Origin of the sequence: Archangium violaceum Cb vi76 (genome assembly GCF_000733295.1) — a bacterium.
Taxonomy (GTDB): Bacteria; Myxococcota; Myxococcia; order Myxococcales; family Myxococcaceae; genus Archangium; species Archangium violaceum.
This window is the reverse complement of sequence record NZ_JPMI01000011.1, coordinates 1-20,669: the sequence shown is the minus strand read 5'-3', so window position 1 is coordinate 20,669 and position 20,669 is coordinate 1. Positions and strand designations below refer to the sequence as shown.

At 67.6% G+C, this 20,669-nt stretch carries 22 protein-coding genes and 1 pseudogene; 10 read left to right on the top strand and 13 right to left on the bottom strand.

Going from position 1 to position 20,669, the window contains the following annotated elements; translation table 11 throughout:
• Positions 1–73 precede the first annotated feature (73 nt).
• Positions 74–145 (bottom strand): annotated as a pseudogene (locus Q664_RS62570) (hypothetical protein); the annotation flags it as partial.
• Between the two features lie 137 nt (positions 146–282).
• A complete protein-coding gene (locus tag Q664_RS62015) occupies positions 283–408 on the bottom strand; it encodes a hypothetical protein (protein ID WP_268811368.1) in 126 nt (41 codons plus the stop codon).
• Between the two features lie 470 nt (positions 409–878).
• On the opposite strand from Q664_RS62015, the gene Q664_RS02585 reads away from it, so the two are divergent.
• The gene (locus Q664_RS02585; RefSeq protein ID WP_043389549.1) at positions 879–1,286 is read left to right on the top strand and encodes a CBS domain-containing protein; all 408 of its coding nucleotides are present in this window, start codon (positions 879–881) and stop codon (positions 1,284–1,286) included.
• Positions 1,287–1,410: 124 nt separating this feature from the next.
• Here the strand turns inward: Q664_RS02585 and mnhG are convergent, their stop codons facing one another.
• From mnhG to mbhE, 7 genes are read right to left on the bottom strand one after another with little or no spacing between them, the layout of a single operon-like run.
• A complete protein-coding gene (gene mnhG / locus Q664_RS02580; protein WP_043389548.1) occupies positions 1,411–1,761 on the bottom strand; it encodes a monovalent cation/H(+) antiporter subunit G in 351 nt (116 codons plus the stop codon).
• Positions 1,758–2,057, bottom strand: a complete 300-nt coding sequence (locus tag Q664_RS02575; RefSeq protein ID WP_052517579.1) for an MrpF/PhaF family protein — start codon at positions 2,055–2,057, stop codon at positions 1,758–1,760. Before Q664_RS02575 ends, mnhG begins: the two co-directional genes overlap by 4 nt.
• Positions 2,054–2,527, bottom strand: a complete 474-nt coding sequence (locus Q664_RS02570) for a Na+/H+ antiporter subunit E (RefSeq protein WP_043389546.1) — start codon at positions 2,525–2,527, stop codon at positions 2,054–2,056. Before Q664_RS02570 ends, Q664_RS02575 begins: the two co-directional genes overlap by 4 nt.
• Positions 2,524–4,008, bottom strand: a complete 1,485-nt coding sequence (locus Q664_RS02565; RefSeq protein WP_043389543.1) for a proton-conducting transporter transmembrane domain-containing protein — start codon at positions 4,006–4,008, stop codon at positions 2,524–2,526. The genes Q664_RS02570 and Q664_RS02565 overlap by 4 nt, the downstream gene beginning before the upstream one ends.
• Complete coding sequence (locus tag Q664_RS02560) at positions 4,005–4,373, bottom strand: NADH-quinone oxidoreductase subunit K (protein WP_043389540.1); 369 nt, start codon at positions 4,371–4,373, stop codon at positions 4,005–4,007. The genes Q664_RS02565 and Q664_RS02560 overlap by 4 nt, the downstream gene beginning before the upstream one ends.
• Position 4,374: 1 nt before the next feature.
• A complete protein-coding gene (locus Q664_RS02555; RefSeq protein WP_043389538.1) occupies positions 4,375–4,824 on the bottom strand; it encodes an MnhB domain-containing protein in 450 nt (149 codons plus the stop codon).
• Positions 4,821–7,112: a hydrogen gas-evolving membrane-bound hydrogenase subunit E gene (gene mbhE / locus Q664_RS02550; RefSeq protein ID WP_043389536.1), complete on the bottom strand. Its 2,292-nt coding sequence runs from the start codon at positions 7,110–7,112 to the stop codon at positions 4,821–4,823. Before mbhE ends, Q664_RS02555 begins: the two co-directional genes overlap by 4 nt.
• Before the next feature lie 241 nt (positions 7,113–7,353).
• Here mbhE and Q664_RS02545 point away from each other — a divergent pair, with 241 nt between their 5' ends.
• From Q664_RS02545 to Q664_RS02505, 9 genes are all read left to right on the top strand, one after another.
• The gene (locus tag Q664_RS02545; RefSeq protein WP_043389533.1) at positions 7,354–8,367 is read left to right on the top strand and encodes a DUF2169 family type VI secretion system accessory protein; all 1,014 of its coding nucleotides are present in this window, start codon (positions 7,354–7,356) and stop codon (positions 8,365–8,367) included.
• Positions 8,364–9,422: a beta-ketoacyl synthase N-terminal-like domain-containing protein gene (locus Q664_RS02540; RefSeq protein WP_235216521.1), complete on the top strand. Its 1,059-nt coding sequence runs from the start codon at positions 8,364–8,366 to the stop codon at positions 9,420–9,422. Before Q664_RS02545 ends, Q664_RS02540 begins: the two co-directional genes overlap by 4 nt.
• On the top strand, positions 9,419–10,516 hold the full coding sequence (locus Q664_RS54030) for a DUF4150 domain-containing protein (protein WP_075207295.1): 1,098 nt from the start codon (positions 9,419–9,421) through the stop codon (positions 10,514–10,516). Before Q664_RS02540 ends, Q664_RS54030 begins: the two co-directional genes overlap by 4 nt.
• Positions 10,517–10,557: 41 nt before the next feature.
• Positions 10,558–11,292: an SMI1/KNR4 family protein gene (locus Q664_RS02530; RefSeq protein ID WP_043389528.1), complete on the top strand. Its 735-nt coding sequence runs from the start codon at positions 10,558–10,560 to the stop codon at positions 11,290–11,292.
• Between the two features lie 118 nt (positions 11,293–11,410).
• Positions 11,411–12,694, top strand: a complete 1,284-nt coding sequence (locus Q664_RS02525; RefSeq protein ID WP_152621867.1) for a HEAT repeat domain-containing protein — start codon at positions 11,411–11,413, stop codon at positions 12,692–12,694.
• Positions 12,695–12,948: 254 nt separating this feature from the next.
• Positions 12,949–14,601, top strand: a complete 1,653-nt coding sequence (locus Q664_RS51465) for a serine/threonine protein kinase (RefSeq protein WP_160174312.1) — start codon at positions 12,949–12,951, stop codon at positions 14,599–14,601.
• 90 nt (positions 14,602–14,691) lie between these two features.
• Complete coding sequence (locus tag Q664_RS02515; RefSeq protein WP_052517577.1) at positions 14,692–15,621, top strand: DUF2381 family protein; 930 nt, start codon at positions 14,692–14,694, stop codon at positions 15,619–15,621.
• A 427-nt stretch (positions 15,622–16,048) separates the two neighbouring features.
• Positions 16,049–16,723, top strand: coding sequence for a hypothetical protein (locus tag Q664_RS51460; RefSeq protein WP_152621866.1), 675 nt, complete (start codon positions 16,049–16,051; stop codon positions 16,721–16,723).
• Between the two features lie 99 nt (positions 16,724–16,822).
• Positions 16,823–17,566, top strand: a complete 744-nt coding sequence (locus Q664_RS02505) for a hypothetical protein (protein WP_043389523.1) — start codon at positions 16,823–16,825, stop codon at positions 17,564–17,566.
• A gap of 8 nt (positions 17,567–17,574) precedes the next feature.
• Here the strand turns inward: Q664_RS02505 and Q664_RS02500 are convergent, their stop codons facing one another.
• The 4 genes from Q664_RS02500 to Q664_RS58795 form a co-directional block, all read right to left on the bottom strand.
• Positions 17,575–17,967, bottom strand: coding sequence for a hypothetical protein (locus Q664_RS02500; RefSeq protein WP_043389522.1), 393 nt, complete (start codon positions 17,965–17,967; stop codon positions 17,575–17,577).
• 60 nt (positions 17,968–18,027) lie between these two features.
• The gene (locus Q664_RS62010) at positions 18,028–19,131 is read right to left on the bottom strand and encodes a D-TA family PLP-dependent enzyme (RefSeq protein WP_043389517.1); all 1,104 of its coding nucleotides are present in this window, start codon (positions 19,129–19,131) and stop codon (positions 18,028–18,030) included.
• Between the two features lie 45 nt (positions 19,132–19,176).
• Positions 19,177–19,842, bottom strand: a complete 666-nt coding sequence (locus tag Q664_RS02490) for a hypothetical protein (RefSeq protein WP_043389514.1) — start codon at positions 19,840–19,842, stop codon at positions 19,177–19,179.
• Between the two features lie 16 nt (positions 19,843–19,858).
• Positions 19,859–20,669: hypothetical protein (locus tag Q664_RS58795; protein WP_043389511.1), on the bottom strand; the 811-nt coding region annotated here is incomplete at its 5' end.

Sequence of the window (20,669 nt, the reverse complement as noted above, 5' to 3'; positions counted from 1 at the left end):
ATCCCACGGGTAACAGAGGGTGACCCAGCTCCTGCTCCAACATCTCGGCCAGCCCGGCGTTGTGCCCGCCGGAGTGCTGCTCGACGAGGCGATGGAGCCGCTCGAGGTCGGCCTCCGTGAGAATGATGCGTCGCTCCTGGCTCATGGAGAGGGTCCTCCTTCGGAAGTGGCCGCGCTCGCGGCCGGGGTCAGTGGGGAAGGGCGACGGCGCTCGAGACAGGGTCGCCCCCGGAGCGGAGACGGGCCGTCTTCAGAGGGGGGCGGAACGCCGCGCGCCGGGGATTACAGCGGGGGGCGGGCGGCGTGGAACTCGAGCCAGGCAGTGGCCCGGCCATGGGCGAGCAGGATTCGGCGCACCACGGCCCAGCGCGTACCGGCCTTCGTCGGAGCTGGGCAGAGGGGCTTCATGCGTGCGGTCACCTGGGGTTCCAGTGCGACGATAACGACTCGTTTTCCTGGTGCAACGGACGGTGGCTCCCCCGGAAACGGAGGAACAATCCCGTCTGCGTAAGGGTTGGCCAAGGGGACGATGCGGATCGCGCATCGTCGTGAACCTGGATGGACGAGATGCGCACGTTGCCACCGCCAGCCCCCGCCATGAATGAGACGTCCCGGGCAGGGCCGTGCCGGCGCTCGTGCGTGCTGCACAGGGCCGCGGCCTGGCTCCGCCCAAGCACCGCGGCCCCTCTCTCATAGAGGCGCCAGCGGTGTTGAGCGAGGAAGAGTCCTCGTCCGGCACACCCTCCCCCCGCTCCTCCGTGCGCCCACGGGCCTGGAGTCGTCCCGGCCCGTCCCGCGCGGAGCGCACGTGCGAGCCATGAGGCCGTGCACCGCCGGATGAGCCCGAGCCGGACTTCAACGGTGGAAAGGAGGTTGTCATGTGGGTGCGAGACGTGATGGCGCGAGGTGTGGCCGTCGTCAGGCCAGAGACGAGCTTCCGCGAGGCGGTGGCGCGAATGAGGCAGTCCCGGTGCCCACTCGTCGTCGTGTGGGACGGGCAGGAGATCCACGGCCTCGTGACGATGCGAGCGCTGGTGCTGGGCGCCGAGGCGTGGGCGCAGGGGTACCCCATCCATGGAGTGGGGGACGTCGTGAGCCACGACTTCATCCTCACCCACGAGGGCGAGGCGGTGACGGAACTGGCGCGGCGGCTGATTCACGCGGGAGCGCGGCGGGCCATCGTCGTCGACGAGGACATGCGCGCGGTGGGCCTCATCTCCCCCCTGGAACTGGCGAGGGCCGATACCGCCGGGCCGGCCTCCGAGGAGTCCATCCTCATGAACTGAAGTGCATCTCGAAACGGACGGGGGCGGGTTCTTTCCGCGCGGCCCGCCAACTGGTCCAACAGTCGGACCAGTTGCTCCCCATCGCGGCCGGAACCTCCCCCTGCCAGGACCTAACCCTCCTGGCTCAGTCGATGAAGGGGCGCGTCCGGGAGGGCTTCTTGCGGATCAGATCGTTCTCCCGGGTCCGCTCCCACAGCGGGACGCCCATGCGGAACGCGGCCCGGGCGATGAGCTGAGCGGCGACCGGGATGATGGCGAAGGTGAAGATGAGGGTGAGCAGCACCAGCGCCACGACACTGCGGCTCCACATCGCCACCATCGCCCCGCCGAGCAGCCCACCCAGTCCGATGGTCGCGGCCTTGGCCGTTGCCTGCATGCGCATGAAGAGGTCCGGCAGCCGCACCATGCCCAACCCCGCCAGCAACATTCCCAACGTGCCGAACACCAGGAAGAACGCGGTGATGTATTCCCTCATGACTCCTCCTCTTCTCCACCCACCTCGGTGTCACCCGTGAAGAGGTAGCGGGCGATGGCGATGGTGCTCAGCGAGCTGATGATGGCCAGCACCATCGCCACGTTCAGCAGGCCCGGCACATCGCTCAGCACCGCATACGCGGCGATGGCCCCCACGAATTGGAGGGAGATGAGATCCATCGCCACGACCCGGTCCGGGAGCGACGGCCCGCGAACCAACCGGTAGAGCGAGAGCACCGCCGACCCCCCCAGGGTCACCAACACGCCCCGCAGGAGCATCTCGAACCAGGCGCTCATCGCAGCACCTTGAGCAGGGGGCGCTCGACGTGCTCCCGAATGTCCCGGGTGAACCGCTCCCGGGTGGTGGTGAACATCACGTGCACGTAGAGCAGCCGCCCGTCCGGCGAGACCTCCAGCCCCATGGTGCCCGGAGAGAAGGTGACGATGAGCGCCAGCAACGTCACCTCCATGTCCGTGCGGGCCTCCATCTCGTAGGCGTAGATGGCTGGCTGGTTGTTCACGCCCGGGGTCATGATTTCGTGGGCGAGCCGCCAGTTGGCGGAGAGCACGTTCCACAAGATGAGCGCCAGCAGGTGGCCCACGCACAGCCACTTCATGGCATACGGGGAGGCGCCGTGCTGCGAGGTGGAGAAGCCCAGCAGGAGCAATCCCACCCCGAAGCCGATGGCCAGGTTGGTGGGGGTGATGTCATCCAGCATGACGGCCCACAGGAAGGCCAGCACGAGGTTCCACAGGAAGGTGCTCATGCGTCCCCCTCCAGCGAGGCCTGGATGTAGGCGCTCGGATTCAACAACTGCTCCGCCGCGGCATCCGCCAGCACGAACAGGGGACGAGCCCCCACGCCCAGCACCACCATCAACAGCGCCAGTGCCACACAGGGCCCCAGCAGCGCCGCCGGGCCCGCGCTTCCCCGTGCCTCCTCGAGCGGGGGTTTCCAGAAGGCCTCGCGCCACACCTTCATCATCGAGTACAGCGTGAGCAGCCCCACGGCCGCCGAGATGCCCGCCACCCACCAGGCCTCGCCCAGCAGCGCCGCGCGGATGAGCGACATCTTCGCGAAGAAGCCCGAGAGCGGAGGGATCCCCGCCAGCGAGAGGGCGGGCACCAGGAAGAGCGCCGCCACCAGCGGATGGCTCCGCGCCAGACCGCCCATCCGAGCCAGGTCATCCGTGCCCGTCACCCGCCAGGTCACCCCGGTGACGAAGAAGAGCGCGGACTTGGCGAAGACGTAGTGCACCCAATACGCGATGGCCGCCGCCAGGGCCGCCCGGGAGAACAGCCCCAGTCCCACCAGCAGGTAGCCAATCTGGCTGATGATGTGGAAGGAGAGCAGCCGGCGGAAGTCGTACTGGGCCACCGCGCCCAGCACGCCCGTCACCATGCTGAGCAACGCCATGACCAGCAGCACCCGGTGGGTGAAGGCCGTGTCCCCCGGGTAGAGCAGGGAGAGGGTACGGAAGAGGGCATAGACGCCCACCTTCGTGAGCAACGCGGAGAAGAGCGTCGTCACCACCACCGGCGGCCTGTGGTACGAGGCCGGCAACCAGAAGAAGAGCGGGAAGGCGGCCGCCTTCAGCCCGAAGACGATGAGCAGCAGCATGGCCGTCACCGTCACCAGTCCGGGGTACTCCTCCCGGGGCAGCCGCCGCGCCAGCTCCGCCAGGTTCACCGTCCCCGCCAGCCCGTAGAGCAGTGCCAGGGCGGTGAGGAAGAGCGCCGAGCCCAGCAGACTGAGCGTCACGTACTTGAGGCAGGCCTCCAGCCGCTCCCTGCCCGCATCCAGCGCCATCAGCACGAACGAGGCGACGAGCATCACCTCGAACCAGACGAAGAGGTTGAAGAGGTCCCCGGTGAGGAAGCCGCCGCACACCCCGCCCAGCATGACCAGCACCAGCGGATAGTGCGCCCCGGCCTCCTGCCGCGGCTCCAGCGAGCCCGCCGAGTACACCACCCCCGCCACCGCCATCACCGCCGAGAGCAACACCATCAACGCGCCGAGCAGGTCCGCCACCAGGATGATGCCCAGGGGAGCCTCCCAGCCGCCCACCCGCAGGGCCTGGACGCCCACGTGCCACACCTCCCACAGCATCCACGCGGACGCCCCCGTGAGGCCACACGTGGCGGCCAGTGCCAGGACGCGGCGCGGCAAGGCCCGCCGTGGCAACAACAGACACAGCGCCGCGGCGCTCAGGGGCAGGAGGATGGGAAGGATGAGGAGCGCGCTCATTCGCCGTGCTTGGAGGAGGGAGGGACCTCGGTGCGCATCTCGTCCATGTCGTCGCTGCCCACGGCCTGGTCCGTGCGGTGCACCAGCACCAGCAGCAGCGCCAGCATTCCGAAGTTGATGACGATGGCGGTGAGGATGAAGGCCTGAGGCAACGGGTCCGCCATCATGTGCAGGGGTGGCACGCCACTGGGCGGCAACAGCGGGGCGTGGGCCCGCGTCACCCGGTTGGTGACGAACAGCGTCAGGTTGGTGGCACTGCCGAGCAGGACCAGACCCAACGCCAGCCGCACGGCGCTGCGCCGCAACAGGGAGTAGATGGCGGTCGAGTAGAGCACGCCGATGGCCAGAACCAGCGCGGTCTCCATGCTAGGCCCCCCTCCTCTCGTTATCCTCTATCTCCTCGCTGCCCTTCTCCATGGAGAGGATGAAGGAGAGCGCCGTGCCGAAGACCACCAGGTACACCCCCAGGTCGAAGAGCAGCGGCGTGCCCAGATCGATCTCGCTTCCCCAGGGCCCCGCCACCCGCGTCCACAGCCCGGTGAGGAAGGGCCGGCCGAGCAGCATGGGAAGCGTGCCGCTGCCCATGATGACCAGCAGCCCCACCGCCATGAGGATGACCGGATGGACCCGCACCAACCGCTGCACCGTCTTCACGTCACTGCCCATGAAGTAGAGGAAGTAGGCCGAGACCGCCAGCATCCCGCCCACGAACCCCCCACCCGGCGCGTTGTGCCCGCGCACCAGCATCACCAGGGACAGCAGCAGCAGCACGGGCATCATCATCCGCGCCACCGTGCGCAGCACCACCGGGTTCATACATGTTTCCTTTGCCGGGGCCGCCGGAAGAGGAGGTACACCCCGAGTCCCGCGGTGGCCAGCACCGCGGTCTCCCCCATCGTGTCGAGCGCCCGGAAATCCACGAGGATGGTGTTGACGATGTTCAACCCATGGGCCTCTCCGGCGCTGCGCGCGGCATAGGTCCGGGCCAGCTCGGTGTGGCGGGGCTGGGCGGTGATGTTCATCAGGGCCCAGGTGATGACGCCTCCAGCCGCCACCGACAGGGCCGCGTCCCACAGGCGGGAGTGCCGCTCCCGATGCGCTGGCACCGGGAAGCGCGAGAAGACGAGCGCGAAGAGGATGACGGTGAGCGTCTGCACCACCACCTGCGTCAGCGCCAGGTCCGGCGCTCCCAGCAGCACGTACACCAGGGCCTCGCTCAGTCCCACCACGCCCAGCAGGATGACGGCGGTGAGCACCGAGCGCGTCCGGATGGCCGCGAGGGCGGAGAGCACCAGCAGGACGAGCAGCACCACCTCATAGAAGCGTAGCTCCTCCTGCGGGAACTGGAGCCAGCGGACCCGGGAGACGAGGGCCAGGGCGAGCAGCCCCACCAGCGTGCCCACCGTGACGAAGGTGTAGCGGTGCAGCGAGCCGTTCTGCAGCACCCGTGTCTGGGTGTCCGCCAGCCTCACCATCCCCGAGACGGACAGATGGTACAGGCGCTCAGCGCCCCAGCGCTCCAGGTGCAGCGCGCCAAGGGCCCGCCCCAGCGGCTCACGCAGCGCGAAGGCCGCCCCTCCGAGTGCGAGGCTGGCGACGCTCAGTCCCAGCGCGGGCGTCAACCCGTGCCACAACGAGAGCTCCAGGTGTCCTCCCTCGGGGCCTGCGATGTCGCTCGCGGCGCGGGCCAGCAGTGGCTCCGTCAGACCCGGCATCAGTCCCAGCACCAGCCCGCCAGCCGCCAGCAGCAACGAGGGCACCCACAGGGCGGGCCCGGCCTCGTGCACCGTCCCGTCGCCGCTCGGGGGGCCCAGGAAGGGACGCACGCCGGTGCGCAGCGCCGTGCCCACCAGCAGCACGAAGCCCAGCGCCACGCCCGCCCCCAGCCCCCAACCGCCCGGCGTGTGCAGCGAGGACTCGTAGACGAGCTCCTTGCCGATGAAACCGAAGAGGGGGGGCAGCCCCATCATGGACAGCGCCGCCAGCCCCGCGGTGCTCCCGGTGAAGGGCATGGCCCGAGCCAGCCCTCCCAGCCGTGGCAGCTCGCGCGTGCCCGCCCCGTGGTCCACCATCCCCGTCACCAGGAAGAGGCTGCCTTTGTAGAAGGCGTGTGCCACCAGGTACACCACCATCGCCTGTGCCGCCTCGGCGGTTCCCAGCCCCAGCAGCAACACCAGCGTGCCCAGCACGCTCACCGTGGCGTAGGCGAGCACCCGCTTCATATCGGTCTGGCCAAAGGAGAGCAGCGCCCCGCCCACCATCGTCACCAGCCCCGCGGCCACCAGCGTTCCCTGCCACGCGGGTGTGCCGCCGAGCACCGGTGAGAGGCGCGCCAGCAGGTACACGCCGGCCTTCACCATGGTGGCCGCGTGCAGGTAGGCACTGGCCGGGGTGGGGGCCGCCATCGCCCCGGGCAGCCAGAAGTGGAAGGGCACCTGGGCGGACTTGGTGAAGGCCCCGCCGAGCACCAGCAGGAGGATGGCGAGGGAGAGCGGGCCCTCACGCAGGGCGGGCGCGGCCGCGGGCAGCTCCGAGAGGGTGAGCGTCCCGGCCACCCACCCCATGAGCAGCAACCCCAGCAACAACGCCTGGCCACCGAGCACCGTCACCAGCAGGGCGCGCAGGGCCGCCTGGCGCGCCTCCTCCTTCTCGCTCTCGAAGCCGATGAGGAAGAAGGAGCTGACGGTGGTGAGCTCCCAGAAGACGTAGAGGAGCAGTCCATTGTCCGCGAGGACGAGGCCCAGCATGGAAGCCATGAAGAGCAGCAGCCATCCCTGGAAGCCACCCAACCGGGGGTGCTCCTTCAGGTACTCCCCCGCGTAGACGACGATGAGGGTGCCCAACCCGGTGATGAGCAGGCCCATGAGGAGGGCCAGTCCATCGGCGCGCAGGGTGAAGGCAATGCCCAGCTCGGGCACCCAGTCCATGTGGAAGGTGGGCGGCGTGTCCGAGAGGGCAGCGGGCACGAGCGTGGCCAGCCCCACGGTGAGACCCAGGGGAACCAGCCCGAGCACGAGCCCCGAGGCGCGTGGGCCCACCCGGACCACGGCCGGCGCCAATGCGGCGGCGACGAAGCCGAGGAGGAGGAGGATGGGCAAGAACATGGCGGACGAGTGAGATAGGAACCACCCCCTTGATGGGCAACCGTCCAGGCGAGCGTCTGGCCGAAGAGAGACAGTCTTCCCGAGGCGGGTACCAGAGGGTGTCGGCTAATGGGCAGGGTCCCGTTCCTATCGAGTCGACAACCTTCAAGAGTACTCCCGCCCAGGATTGACCCAGCGCAGAAGGGAATTGCCGAAGAAGCCGCTGAAGTGCCTATCGTCACCGGGGGATGACACCCCAACCATGCCAAACCTCGAGAACCTCACCTCCTTCGAGGCCACGACCATCCCATCGTTGGATGAGACAGGACGAGAACTGCTGGTTGCCTGTGTCGCGGGCCGCTTCGAATTACCCTCGGCCGGCCGTCCTTCGGAGGCACCTCCTGTTCGCAGCGACAAACAGATCCCGCCTCCCATGGAGGATGGCTGGTGGGGACAGCCAGACACCTCCAGCCTTCGCGTGGAGGGACAGAGCACCTGGTTCCGCCCTGCCACTGACATCTACATCTCCGGAAAAGCCTGGGCACCGCGAGGCAGACCCATCAAGGAGATGCAGGTGGGTGTCCGGATTGGTCCCTGCCGGAAGATCCTCCAGGTCTTCGGCGAACGGGTGTGGGCACAGGGGCTGCTGGAACCCCGTCCCTCGGATCCCCTGCCCTTCGAGTCCATGCCGCTCGTCTACGAGCGAAGCTTCGGTGGAGTCACCGAGCCGCGCAACCCGGTAGGAAGAGGCATCTACGCCTCGGCCCGAGCCGCAGTGGAGCAACCACTTCCCAATCTGGAGGACCCCCACCAACTCATCCGCCGCCACTCCGACCGGGTGGCCCCTGTGGGGCTCGGCCCCATTGCCCGGAGTTGGCAGCCTCGCCTCGCCTACGCAGGCACGTACGACGAGGCATGGAGCAAGAACCGCGCCCCGCTGTGGCCCCTCGACTTCGATCGTCGCTTCTTCCTCGCGGCAACCCCCGGTCTCATTGCCTCACCCTGGTTGAAGGGGGGTGAGCCCGTGGTCCTGACCGGTCTGTCTCCCGACGGGCAGTGGGCCTTCCCGCTTCCCCGGCATCGACTGGCCGTCAAGGTCGTCTTCCAGCACCGGGTTGAACGGCGCCCGCTGGTGCTGGACGCCGTTCACATCGAGCCCGAGGAGCGGGCCCTGACGCTTATCTGGCGAGTAGCAATAGCCTCCCATGGAGAGCTGTCCCGGCACGAATACAGCGTGGTGCGCGAACTGGAGCCATGGGAGGAGGCAGCCCCATGAGCGCCTGGCCAGGGGAGATGGCGGTGCTCGGGCTGGGACTGTGTACGCCACTGGGGCTGACCACCCGGACAACCCAGGTGGAGATGGCGGCCGGCACCGTGCGATTCTTCCAGACGGAAGTGCTGGACAGGAAGGGAGAGCCGCTCCGAGCGTCCCGGCTGACACTGCTGGAGCCTGACTGCACGCGCGAGGAACGCATGCGAGCCCTGGCCACCACGGCGCTCCTGGAATGCGTGAAGGAAGCGCGGGTGGAAAAGACCGGATCGCTGCCTCTGGTGCTGGCACTGCCGGCTCCAGGGAGTGGCCCCGCCGTTGACGAGGAGCCGCTGCTGCGGGCACTCACGGCGGTAGCGGCTCCAGCCAGGCTACTGGTGCGGCCTGAAGGACTGTGCCGCGAGGGACGCGCGGGCTTCTTCGTGGCGTTGGCCCGCGCGACGGAGTTGCTCCTGTCCGGGCAGGCGGAGCGCGTGCTGGTGGGCGCGGTGGACTCCCTGTGCGATCCGGGCTCGCTGGAGTACCTGCTGGCGCGGGGACGGCTGCTGTGCTCCTCGGTACGAGAGGGCATTCTCCCGGGGGAAGGGGCCGGCTTCGTGCTGCTCAAGCGAGCCTCGGCGCTCAGGCGCGACGGGCCACGGGCCCAGGGACGCATCCTCGCCCTGGCACTGGCGCAGGAGCCCCGCCACAGGCTCCAGTCGGAGCCCAGCCTGGCCGAGGGGCTCACGGCGGCCTTCCGCCAACTCCACGCCCATCCGGCCGCCGGCTCCCGGCGGGTCGCGCATGTGCTCTCCTGCCAGACGGGGGAGACGTTCTGGGGCCATGAATTCAACCGGGCCTACCTGCGCAACGCGGCCCTCATGCCCGAGCCCCTGGTGGCCCATCTGGTGGCGGAAAGCCTGGGGGATTTGGGAGCGGGCGCCGGTGCCATCCAGCTCGGCCATGCGCTCCATGTCCTGGGGGACCTGAACCCGGAGCACGGACAGGCACCCCGGGCCCTGGTGTACGGCTGCTCCGACGAGGGCAGGGTCGGAACCTTCATCATCTCGAGGGAGACATGACGAAGACATTCGCGAACGGACGCAGCATCGTCCACAAGGGGGATGGCAAGACCAACATCTCCGCGGCACCCGACGTGTGCAAAACGCCCTCCCCGGGAGGTCCGGTGCCTGTCCCGTATGTCAACATGGCCAGGGACAGCGACCTGTCCGAGGCCAGCAAGACGGTGGAGCTCGAAGGCAACCCAGTGGCACTGAAGAGCTCGGCCCTGAGCACGAGCACGGGGGACGAGGCCGGAACGGCGGGCGGTGGCCTCATCTCCTCCAAGACGAAGGGGAAGATGACGTGGGGCACCTATAGCCTGGACGTGAAGTTCGAGGGCAAGGGCGTGGTGCGCTTCATGGACGTCACCCAGCACAATGGGAACACCTTCAATACCGCCTTCCTCCAGGACGGAGGAACAGGGCTGTCCTATGGGGACGACCCAGTCAAGGGAAATACGAAATGCTCCCAGTGCAAAAAGGACAAGTCGGAGCATCGTATACACGAGAGACACCCCGTCCAGGCGGAGGCGAGAAAACTCTCCAAGGAAATCTTGAGAGTGGCCAGCAAGCAGAAGCTTGAGATGCTCAAGACGCACGAGAACGAAGAAGGTGTCGAACTCCTTTCGGGCTACATGATTGGCGTACTCATCTGCAAGTGCGGACAGAAGCTCTTTGCGGCCATGTCCGGCGGCTACTACGTGGGTGCTTTCACAGAGGCGGTCAAAAGCCTTCAACAAAGAGATGGCAGGTGGACCCTCTGTTCTCCTCTGGGAAAGGACGCCATCGTGACGAATCCCCAGGGCAAGAAAATGAAGCTTTCTGAATTCAAGGACAACCTCGGTAGAAACAGGCCAGGAGTTTGCGCGGGGCCACAGCTCATCCAGAAAGCATTGGGTGATGGACACGTGCCTGGGTCGATGTCCGAGATATGGTTCCGCCCGCCTATTCTCCGGCGCTTCCCGCAAGGCAGCAAACTCGTCAGGGTCAAACACCTCCGGAACGAACTGGAGGTAGAAAAAGCGTTCAGGCATCGCCAGAGCGTTCCATCATGTGACACCTGCAAGGTGGTATTGACCGCGATGCTTTGTGACGTCCAGGAAAAGACGTGTTGAGCACGATGGCCGCTTGTTCCTGAAGTCACCGGGAGAAAAAGATGCGCGACCTGATTGAGTTCATCCGGCAGTACGATCCGGAATTCCCCTCGAAGATTCGAGGCGCATCCACCGAGGAGACGGTGAGGCTCGAGCAGTTGGTGGGCCGGAACCTGCCAGCACACTACAAGGAGTTCCTCCTGTATCTGGGCAAGAACATGGGCGATCTCCAGATGCCAGAGACTGACTTCCATATCGGACGGGTGTTGAAGTTCTATGAAATTGGCAAGAGAAAGCCGCCTTCCCGGTACATCTTCATCGGTGCACAAGTCGAGGACCCCTACGATCGCTACCTCCTCGACTGTGGTGACAGCCCACTCCAGGACTGCCCCGTACTCAGGGCCGACCCTCAGGAGCCATTCAAGACGACAGACAATCTCTGGGTATCTTTTCCGTCGCTCAAGGACATGCTCTTCGTGCTCGCCTTCAGTGTCAAACGAATGGAACTATTGCCTCATCGGAGGCAGTTCACCCCCTCACTCGAGGAAGGAGAGAACGGGTTGTCGCGCGTTCCACCCGGGCTGATGGACTCTTTGGGAAAGGTCATGGCGATGCAGGGTTTCGAGAAGCAGCCCTACACCAGCGAACTGAACCCATTGTTCGAGCGAGGGGACGCGGCCTTCTATGCCAGCCGCAATCCCGAGGGAGGTGGAATGACGGCGGAACTGGCCGCGCAGGACGAGCGGGAGTTCAAGAAGCTGGTCGAAATCATCCGAGACAACACGGCACTCCTATGACCTGCGCCCGGCCTCTTGCCTCCACTCCCATGGTGGATGAATTCCTCACATTCCTTGGCAGGTATGACCCCGATTACCCAGACCAGACGATCCTCGTTTGAGTGCTGTGACTGACGCCATGACCAAGACCCTGCTGGACCACCCTGGCGCCGAGACCTTCCTGCGCGAGTTCCAGGAGGAGCACCTCTCCGAGGTGGAGTTCCTCCTACAGCAGCGAAGGCGACTGCTCCATGGGCCCGGTGCCCACTGGACAGATGCCGAGGAGCCCGAAACCCGGCTCGCCCGCCACCTCGCGGCCATGCGCGCCTCCACCGAGGTGGCCCTGGGCTGCGCGCGAGAAGCCGTGGCCTCCGGAGATGACGGACAGTTTCTCGCGGGACTCCATGTGCTGGCCTCGCTGGCTCCCCACGAAGCCAGCATCGACATGCTCCTCCTGAGCCGGGAGGCGGCTCTCGAGGAGGTGCTGCCTGCCTGGACCGAGGCGCTCGCCCTCGCGCTCCACTCCGAGGTCGCGGAGTGCTGCACCCGAGCACTGGCGGATGGGCGCCCCCAAGTACGTGCCGCCGCCGCCACTCTCCTGGGCCACCGGAGGGAAGGCGACCCCCCTCGGCTCATGCTTCTGCTCGAGGATGAGGACGGCTCGGTCCGTGGCGCCGCCGCGCTGGCCCTCGCCCGCTTGGGCCATCGGCCCGCGCTTCCCTCCATCGAAACCCTGCTCGCCCACTCTCCCCCCGAGCAGGCCGAGCCGCTTGCACGGGCCGCGCTGCTGCTGGGCTCACGCCGGGCACTGACGTTCTGCCGCCAGTTCTGCAACTCCAGCCATCCACCTCCTGCGCTCCCTCGATTGCTCGCATTGGCTGGAAACGCCCAGGATCTACCCGTGTTGCACCGGCTCAGTGCGCGCCCGTCCTTCGCCGAGGCGTCACTCGAAGCGTTGGGTTTGCTGGGGCTCTCCGCCGCCGTGCCCGAACTGATGTCGCATCTGGAGGCAGAGGACCCCCGACACCGTCAGAGCGCCGCCTCGGCGCTCGGGCTCCTCAGCGGCGCCGGGCCCGGATTGAAGGTTCGCGTGGTCGCCATGGAGGACGAGGAAGAAGGCCACGAGCGAGAGCAGTGGAGCACCGACCCGCGAGCCTGGCGCCAGTGGTGGGAAGTCCATGGGCACCGTTTAGACGGGGGTCAGCGCTGGCGCCATGGCCGACGATTCACCCTCGAGGGCTGCCTGGAGGAATTGAAAGACCCGCACAGCCCGCTCACGGTCCGAAGCCGTGCGGCTCTGGAACTGGTGATCCACTCCGGAAGGCTCCTAGACTTCGAACCCGACTGGCCCGTGCTCCGCCAGCGAGAGTCCCTTACCCGGTGGCACACGGGAGGTGGAAGGGCTGGCCCCCTCACCGCCTGAATCCCAGGAGGACTCCTCCCCGCCCGCGCTCCGTCCAGGCACGAGGCGGAGATTGGCCGGGCCCTCCACCCCTAATGGCCAGGCCCCGTCTTCACGCGACCTGATAAGTTGAGGTCCTACGAGGTAGGCCCCGCGTGTCCACACATCCGCCATCCCCAAGCCCCGAGCACCCCATTCTCCGCGGCGTATTGGCCGCCCTGAATCCACCCGGCACGTCCCCTCTGCCCATAGGCACCCGGATTGGTGGAGACGTGGTGGAGGGAGTGCTGGGCAGCGGCGGCTTCGCCACCGTGTACCGGGTGAGAAGTCCCAGCGGCTACGTGTCCGCCCTCAAGCTGCTGCCCCTGGACGAGGGCCCCGAGCGGGCGGAGCGCGCCTGGCGCGAGGTGTCGTTGGGCACGCGCCTGAACCACCCCAACCTCGTGCGCCAGTTGGGCGCGGGGCAGTGGCCCTTGGAGAATCCACGCTACCTGTGGGTGAAACTGGAGCTGGTGGAGGGCCCCACACTGGACGAGTGGGGGCTGGCACCGGGACGCACTGGGGGCGAGGTGGTGGAGCGGGTGCTGGAGGTGGCGCGCGCGCTGGCGGTGTCGCACGAAGCGGGCGTCCTGCACCGGGACGTGAAGGAGGCGAACATCCTGGTGAGCCAGCGCACCGGGCAGGCGGTGCTGGTGGACTTCGGAGTGGGCTACCACCCGGCGTACCCCACGCTGACGAAGGGGATGTTTCCCCCGGGCACGCCGGCCTACCGCGCGCCCGAGGCCTGGGCCTATGGCCGTGCGCACGCGGGCGAGCCGGGGGCACACTACCGGGCCGGGCCAGGCGATGACCTGTACGCGGTGGGCGTGGTGCTCTACCGGCTGCTGACGGGCCGCTTCCCCTTCCGGCCCGCCGAGCACGGAGGCGAGGACGTGGAGGCGGTGCTGCACCGCGAGCCCCTGCCGCCGCACCTCGTCAACCCACGGGTGCCCCTGGCGGTGGAGGAGGTGTGCCTGCGGCTGCTGGCCAAGACGCCCGAGGCGCGCTACCCGGACGCCGTGACGTTGTGCCGGGTGCTGGAGGAGCTGCGGGCCCGGACGGACGTGGACTGGAAACAGGTGCTGCACCCGGAGCGGCGGCGTCCGGTGAAGCCCTGGGCGCGCTGGGGCCGGGTGCTGGGGGTGGTGGGCGTGGGGTTGGCGGCGGCACTGGGGGCCTGGTGGCTCGACTCTGGCCGGGAAGTGGCGCCGGGTGGGCACACGCCGGAACCTGTGCGAGCCGTGGCCGCGCCTCCTGTCGAGGCGCCTCCTCCCCCGGCCGCCGCCCCGCCGCTGGCGCTCCGAAAGGACAGTGCCCCCGTGAAGCAGCAGCAGACGTCTGGCCCCCAGCCCGAAGCCACCTCCAAGCGCCGGGGAGCAGCCTTGCGCACCGCGTGTCTTGGACTCACCGGCGCCGCCCTCCAGGCCTGTCTGGGCACGCAGCAGGTACCGTCCGAGCGCCCCGCTCCGCCTCCTCAGGCCTGCCCCACCGGGGCCATGGAAATCATGACGGGCACCCTCGGCTTGAGCCTCGGGGAATGGAAGAGCGTGGACTGGAGCGACGTGCGCGGCAGGTCCGTGCACGTGCACGAGGATGCGACCCTCCACGTGGCGGGAGACTGGGAGGCGGGAGCGGACTTCACGGGCAAAGGCTTCAAGGTGGCGCTGCCAGACCAGACCCGCCTCTCCGGGAAGCTCTACGTCAAGGAGGGGCGGGTATACGGCCGCTTCACCGAGGCGCACACGCCCCTCGGGGTGACGTACCCGATGTGCCTGGAGTTGATGGATACGGATGCCAATGTCGGCCTCGAGCTCCAGCCCGGCAGCGGGCCGGGGAAGATGATGGTGGACCCGGTCGTGCGGGTGCGGGTGGTGGACCGCTTCCCATAGGGGCGTCCCGGAGACGGGACGGACACGACCGGGCAGGAGGTGTGGTAGAGCCCCACTCCCCTGGTCTTGTCCCCGTGAGGTGCCTTCCTCATGCCCGTGTTCTTCACCGCTCCCCTGTTACGACTCGTGCTGCTTGCCACTCCCGTGGACTCCGCGCCACCTGCCTGTGAAACGGGTACGCTTCACCTGGAGCTGGCGGCGGACACACCCGGTGAGGCACTCGCGGTGTGCATCCACCCGGGGCTCTCCACCAGCTTGCTCTTCGACGCGACACTGGGGCACGTGGATCTGCCTGGGCGGGAGCGGTTCCGGGTGATGGAGAATGAGACGGGGCTCGCCCTCGTGCCCACGTGGGCTCTCACGCAAGGAGAGCGAGTGCCAGTGATGGTCACCTTCAAGGACGGCGCGGCTCCGGCGAGCGTCCGCTTCATGCTGGTGGTGCATGCGTCCGAAGCCGCGCGGCAGGTGGTGGTGACACGCCAACCGCGCTCACTCGAGTCCTATCGGGAAGGCGAGCAACAGGCGCAGGCGGAAGCGCGGCAGTGCCGAGAGGATAAGGCGTACTTGGAGGCGGAGTGCAGCGGGCGGCGCGGACTGCTGGGCCTGCTCGCCCAGGGGCTGCTGGGGAAGGGGGGCATTGCCGACAAGAACATCACGAAGAGTGTCATCTCTCGTCCGGACAACTCCCTCAAGTCCGTGGAGGCCCACAGCTACCGATTGGACGCAGGGCGAGTAGAGGGCGGGCAAAAGGTGGTGCGACTGCTCGTGGCGCAGCGGTTACGAAACCACGGGAGCACGCCCTGGACGCCCGGTGGGGCGGTACTGGTGGGGCCGAAGGGAGAGGAGTGGAAGGCGCTGGGTGTGTGGTCGCAGGACCCCATTGCTCCGGGGAAGGAGCGCAGCGTCGGGGTGGAGGTGGAGATGCCAGAGGAGGCGGCGCGCGGCACCTTCACCCTGAAGTGGTGGAGCCAGGAGTCAGCGCACGAGAGCGAGTACTTCGACGGCGTGCGCTTCCCGTAGTGCGACCATGGGCCGATTCAGCTCAACACCCGCGCAGACCCGGCGCATTCAAGGTGCGATGAGGAGGGTCCCCTGGAGTGGCTTGCAGCAGGCGCATGCCCCCCTGACTCTTGTCACAGATTGACTCAATGCCGTTCTCTGGCTGGCATGAGCATTTCCTGGTCACACCAATCCGTGAAGGTTTGCACGGAAAGCATTGAGTAGGAGCGTCTGTTCTTGAGAGCGAGACAGGGCGAGGTGCCTTGGACTCGGGAGTATCGCTCCACAGAAAGGATGGCGCGCCATGGAGTGGGGGATGAGTTGGAACCGGGGCAGAGACGAGGGCCAACCACGGAGCAGGCCTATGAGGGTGGGGGCGCTATGGAGCAGCCGTACTCTCGCCGTCCTCACCGGGCTCGCCCTGGTCATGGCAGGTGGACAGCAGGCCATGGCGGCGGAGAAAGAGCCGGCGGTGGACGAAGCATCGATCCAGCGGGTTCTCGAGGACTCCGCGCAGATCGCCGACAAGGTTGTCGACCCCAAGTCAGCCGAGGCCGTGGCCGCCCGAGAACTGGCCGAGGCGACGCAGCGGTCCGGAAAGGTCACCCTGCACCTGCCCGATGGCGCCACCGCGGACGTGTCCAAGGCCCAGGTCTACCGTGTGGACGACGGTGGCACCCTGGTCCGTGTGCCGATCACCGACATGACGGCCGGAAGCGTGGTCGGCTACGTGTTCGACGCGAACCGCCAGCTCACCCAGACCATCGAGCTCCATCTCATCGAGCACACCGCTACCACCGGGCAGATCCGGATCTGGCTCGACGGACGGCAGGTCCTCGACCGGAAGATCACCGAGAACGATACCAAGGCCGCCGCGAACGCCATGGCGACCGTGGCCATGAAACAAGAACCCGGCACCCGTCCTCTGGGCTTCAGCTTTGGCAAGTTCAACAGTTGCCTCAGCAGCGCCGGTGTCTCGTCCTGGGTCGTCGCATCGATCGGTATCGCGTGTGGAGCCATCTGCGCCGGCACGGCAGGCGCCGGCTGCATCCCGTGCCTGACCGCGGCTGGCGGTGTTTCCGCGGGGACCATCTGGTTCTGCATCGGCAAGGCCACCCGCTAGGTTCGAGCTCACCCGCCCGCCCTCCGTCCAGGCGCAAGGCGGTGATTGGCCGGACGCTCCACCCCACCCCACCGTGTGCAGCAACCGGGGGAGGTGTACATGGGACTGTTGGGTGAAACGGTGGGGCAGACGCTGGGGGCCCTGTTGTCTCCACAATTCCGTGCCATCTCGGGGCTGCGCCACGCGCGTGCCGTGCATGCCGAGGGCATCTGCCTCCAGGCCGAGGTCGTTCCCGTGAGGACCGATCCGCCCTTCCTGACCGTGGCCAGCCGTCTCGCGGGCCCGGCACTCGTGCGGCTCTCCACCGCCAGCTGGCGGGGGGGGCGCGAGTGGCCGGACATCCTCGGGGCCTCGGTGCGCTTCCGGCGCGATACGCGCCTCACCGAGGAGGCCTCACCCGGCGACCAGGACGTCCTCTGCGCCACCCTGCGCCACCTCTGGACGCTGGGCCCCGCCTTCCTCACCACCCGCGTCCACGACTGGCTCCAGAACGACTACTACGGCCTGGCGCCCTTCACGGTGCTGGGACTCGGGAAGACGAAGCTGCGGCTCACCTCGACGCGGGGCCCCCGGCGGTACGGCTCGCGGGTGGCGCGGCTGCGCGACGCCATGCACGACGGCAATGCCCTCCTCACCTTCGAGGTGCTCCCCCTGGAGCATGGGCTGCCCCGCACGTGGACCCCTCTCGCCGACATCGTCCTGCGCGAGGAGGTGGTGTTGGACCCGGCGCGCCTGCGCTTCAACCCCTTCCGCGATGGGCTCGGCATCCGTCCTCGCGGCTTCCTGCACGCCATGCGGCTCCCCATCTACCGGCAGAGCCAGAAGGGCCGCGTCGAGCACTGAGCGGCGCGCTACTTCACCTCCATGATCATGAAGCGCTCGACGTGGACGAGCTTCTTTCCGCGCTTCACCTCGAGCCGGTACTGGCCAATCGGCCAGCCGCTGGTGGGCTTCCCGAGCGTGAAGGTCGCCGCCATCTTGTCCGCGGTCGTCACCGTGGCGGAGTCGATGACGAAGTTCTTCGGTGCGGCACTGCCCACGTCCTCGGCGATGAAGGAGCCCGTGAGTGTCGTGCCCGCCGGAGCCCGGAAGTAGAAGGTGACCTTGGGCAGCGTGTTGGGCAGGACCATGCCCATGGGGTCGATGACCGCGGGCGCCTTCGCCTGTGACGGGGCTGGAGCCAGGACCGCGAGGGCGACACCGAGGGCGAGAACGGCGAACATGGACAGCTTCTGCGTCTTCATGGGGGACTCGCTTTCGTGGAGGGACGGAACACTATAGGCCACGGCGGTGCGCGTGCCGGGTCATGTCTTCAACGATGTTCCCCGGCCCCGCCCCGTCACGTCCCAGCGGCCCACCACCTGTCCGCCGCGCACGGCCCACAGCTCGTCCTGCAGGTTCACCGAAACACAGACGTGGTTCGGCACCACCCGCACCCGCTCGCCCACGCGCGGCCTCCATGCGGTCCGCGACAGGTCCAGCATCCCGTGCTCCTCGGACAACGCATGCACCACCACGTCGGGGCGCTCCAGCAACGCGCCGTAGCCGCCCACCGGTAGTTCCTCCTTCGCCAGCGCCTTGGAGCCCGCGTCGATGACGGCCTGTCCCGGCACCGCCGTGCTCACCACCGTCGCCAGCACCGAGTAGGCCACCTCGTCCCAGCCACACGCGCCCATCCACGCGCTCGCCCGGTCGAAGAAGGGCGTGATGCCCGGGCGGATCTCATTCATCCCCACCACCTCGTGCGAGCGCCAGAGCGTGGGAGTGGAGCCACCACTCACGATGCCCGGCTTCAACCCCGCGGCCCCGAGCGCCTCCAGGAACGTGCCCAACCGCCGCGACACCTCCGCGAGCGCCGGGCCCTGCTCGGCCAGCGGCATGCGGATGTGTCCCGGATAGAACATCACGCCCTGGTACTCGAGCCCCTGGGTCCCGGCGGCCTCGCGCGCCAGCGTCACCGCCTCCTCTGGCGTTGGCACGCCCACGCGGCGCATCCCCAGGTCCAGTTCCACCAACACGCCCACGCGGCGCCCCGCCCCATGAGCGGCCTCGGCCAGCCCCGCCAACACCTCCCGGGAGTCCACCGCCACCGAGAGCCGCACCCTCCCGGGCAGCGCCATCAATCGCGTCAGCTTGGAGGCGCCCACGGGCGAGTAGGCCAGGAGCACGTCGTCGGCCACCGCGCCCATCACCTCGGCCTCTCGCGGCGTGGCCACCGTGACGCCAGAGGCTCCGGCCTGGAGTTGCCTCACCGCCAACTCCGGCACCTTGTGCGTCTTCGTGTGGGGCCGCCACCGCAGCCCGTGCTCGCGCACGTACACCGCCGCCTTCTGGAGGTTCTTCTCCAGGCGGTCCTCGTCCACCAGTGCCGCGGGGGTCTCGATGCTGTCCAGGGAGGGAAGGCTCATCAGGGCTCCGGACGGTACTTCTAGAGCCGCGCGATGCAATGACCATCAATCATCGCGGGAGCTGGACAACACCTGAGCCACCCAACGAGCCGTGGAGTCCGTCTTCTTCATCAACGGCCCGAAACGTCCAGTGCGCAGCGACTCCACGAGTTCCCGGTCACGAGCCAGGAGGTGAGGCACCCCCCAGGGAAAAGTCAGAGCCGCCGAGCCATATTGTGCGTAATCCGGCTGTGCAACCAGCGCTTCCAGATAACGAGACCAGGTATCGAAGAATCTGTCCACGTTCGAGGCGACGGGAAGCGCGTAGGGCTCCTCATGGGTATCGACGAGAACCACAGGTTGTAGCTGATGCTCGTCGGCAAGACGGGGAACCGTTGCATAGGAATACGCCAGGCCCGGCTCTCCCCCGAAGACGAGGACGGGAATGGCGAGGGACTCTAGCGGGCTCCCCTGTTCCAGACGGTTCTCGCTCTCCAGCTCGTTCACATCATCATCGACGCGAAGGAGGACCAGCCCTGCCGAGTCGGTCGCGAACGCCGCCTTCCCCAGCCGGGCGTACAGCACAGCCAGCACCGGATCCAGGACATGACCAGCCAGTTGCACACCAGCGGCGGGAGGATGATTCCCGGGCGGTTCAGTCCGGAATCCGAGCCCCAGCCGCTCGCAAGTGCGCATCAACCGCTCCAGGCCGGACAGGTTCAATGCTGTCATCACGTCTCCAAGATGCTCAGGGAAGCTGGGAAGAGAGCCGCTGTAGTGCCTTCAAGACGTTCTGCTCTGCTTCAGCCAGGGACCAGGCAAGCCCTGGTGGATCGTCGATGCGGTGATACCAGGGCCCGAACCATTCATCGACGATCCTGGCGGCCTCCTCTACTTCTCCGCGGGTTGCGCTCGCATGCTTCTGGCGGAACCTGTTCCATACCGCGTTGATCCGCTCATGAACGGCCTTCCGGACCATGGCGAGATTCCCCGCGGAGCTGATGTCGTCCGCTGGGAACAGGTGTGCATATTCCAGTGGGCGCTTGTGATGAATCGGAAAGAGCGGGCCTTTGTCATCGAGAATCTTCGCGAGCTCCGGATACAGCTTCTTGTAGGCGTCACGTGAGGCGCGGCGAATCGCCTGCTTTTCGGCATCCTCCAGCGGAGCCCTGGCGAGTCGTTCCAGGTGCTTCATGACTCCGCGCAGCGACTCGCGCTCGGCGGCGGAGAGGGCGCTCTCTCCTTCCAGCAGCACCTTGGCCCAGAGTTGCTCGAATACCCTGCGCTTGTCAGGTGTCAGGCGCAGCAACATGGTGCGCAGCCACCCGGCCGCTGCCGTTCCTCCCCTTGCCAGCACGGCCCGCAGCACCGGCAGCGACAAGTCGAGCAACACCCCCGCCCCGTGGAGGACGATTCCCCCCACGTACCACAGCGCAAGTTCCTCCAGGCCCGTCATGGCGGCCCACTGCGCGCCCTCCCTCACCTCGACGCGCCAGCGCCGCAGTGTTTCCTCATGTATCGCCCGATAAGCCTTGGCGAAGTCCTCGTCCATGTCGGGG

What these genes read in the sequence shown, in the direction of transcription:
- Q664_RS02525 (WP_152621867.1), top strand. Translation starts at nt 11,411, where the DNA reads ATGACCAAGACCCTGCTGGACCACCCTGGCGCCGAGACCTTCCTGCGC.
- Q664_RS02500 (WP_043389522.1), bottom strand. Translation starts at nt 17,967, where the DNA reads ATGAAGACGCAGAAGCTGTCCATGTTCGCCGTTCTCGCCCTCGGTGTC.
- mnhG (WP_043389548.1), bottom strand. Translation starts at nt 1,761, where the DNA reads ATGAGGGAATACATCACCGCGTTCTTCCTGGTGTTCGGCACGTTGGGA.
- Q664_RS02560 (WP_043389540.1), bottom strand. Translation starts at nt 4,373, where the DNA reads ATGGAGACCGCGCTGGTTCTGGCCATCGGCGTGCTCTACTCGACCGCC.
- Q664_RS54030 (WP_075207295.1), top strand. Translation starts at nt 9,419, where the DNA reads ATGACGAAGACATTCGCGAACGGACGCAGCATCGTCCACAAGGGGGAT.
- Q664_RS02515 (WP_052517577.1), top strand. Translation starts at nt 14,692, where the DNA reads ATGCCCGTGTTCTTCACCGCTCCCCTGTTACGACTCGTGCTGCTTGCC.
- Q664_RS02540 (WP_235216521.1), top strand. Translation starts at nt 8,364, where the DNA reads ATGAGCGCCTGGCCAGGGGAGATGGCGGTGCTCGGGCTGGGACTGTGT.
- Q664_RS62010 (WP_043389517.1), bottom strand. Translation starts at nt 19,131, where the DNA reads ATGAGCCTTCCCTCCCTGGACAGCATCGAGACCCCCGCGGCACTGGTG.
- Q664_RS02505 (WP_043389523.1), top strand. Translation starts at nt 16,823, where the DNA reads ATGGGACTGTTGGGTGAAACGGTGGGGCAGACGCTGGGGGCCCTGTTG.
- Q664_RS02575 (WP_052517579.1), bottom strand. Translation starts at nt 2,057, where the DNA reads ATGAGCGCCTGGTTCGAGATGCTCCTGCGGGGCGTGTTGGTGACCCTG.
- Q664_RS02530 (WP_043389528.1), top strand. Translation starts at nt 10,558, where the DNA reads ATGCGCGACCTGATTGAGTTCATCCGGCAGTACGATCCGGAATTCCCC.
- Q664_RS51460 (WP_152621866.1), top strand. Translation starts at nt 16,049, where the DNA reads ATGGCGGCGGAGAAAGAGCCGGCGGTGGACGAAGCATCGATCCAGCGG.
- Q664_RS02555 (WP_043389538.1), bottom strand. Translation starts at nt 4,824, where the DNA reads ATGAACCCGGTGGTGCTGCGCACGGTGGCGCGGATGATGATGCCCGTG.
- mbhE (WP_043389536.1), bottom strand. Translation starts at nt 7,112, where the DNA reads ATGTTCTTGCCCATCCTCCTCCTCCTCGGCTTCGTCGCCGCCGCATTG.
- Q664_RS02565 (WP_043389543.1), bottom strand. Translation starts at nt 4,008, where the DNA reads ATGAGCGCGCTCCTCATCCTTCCCATCCTCCTGCCCCTGAGCGCCGCG.
- Q664_RS62015 (WP_268811368.1), bottom strand. Translation starts at nt 408, where the DNA reads ATGAAGCCCCTCTGCCCAGCTCCGACGAAGGCCGGTACGCGCTGGGCC.
- Q664_RS02545 (WP_043389533.1), top strand. Translation starts at nt 7,354, where the DNA reads ATGCCAAACCTCGAGAACCTCACCTCCTTCGAGGCCACGACCATCCCA.
- Q664_RS02570 (WP_043389546.1), bottom strand. Translation starts at nt 2,527, where the DNA reads ATGAGCACCTTCCTGTGGAACCTCGTGCTGGCCTTCCTGTGGGCCGTC.
- Q664_RS02585 (WP_043389549.1), top strand. Translation starts at nt 879, where the DNA reads ATGTGGGTGCGAGACGTGATGGCGCGAGGTGTGGCCGTCGTCAGGCCA.
- Q664_RS02490 (WP_043389514.1), bottom strand. Translation starts at nt 19,842, where the DNA reads ATGACAGCATTGAACCTGTCCGGCCTGGAGCGGTTGATGCGCACTTGC.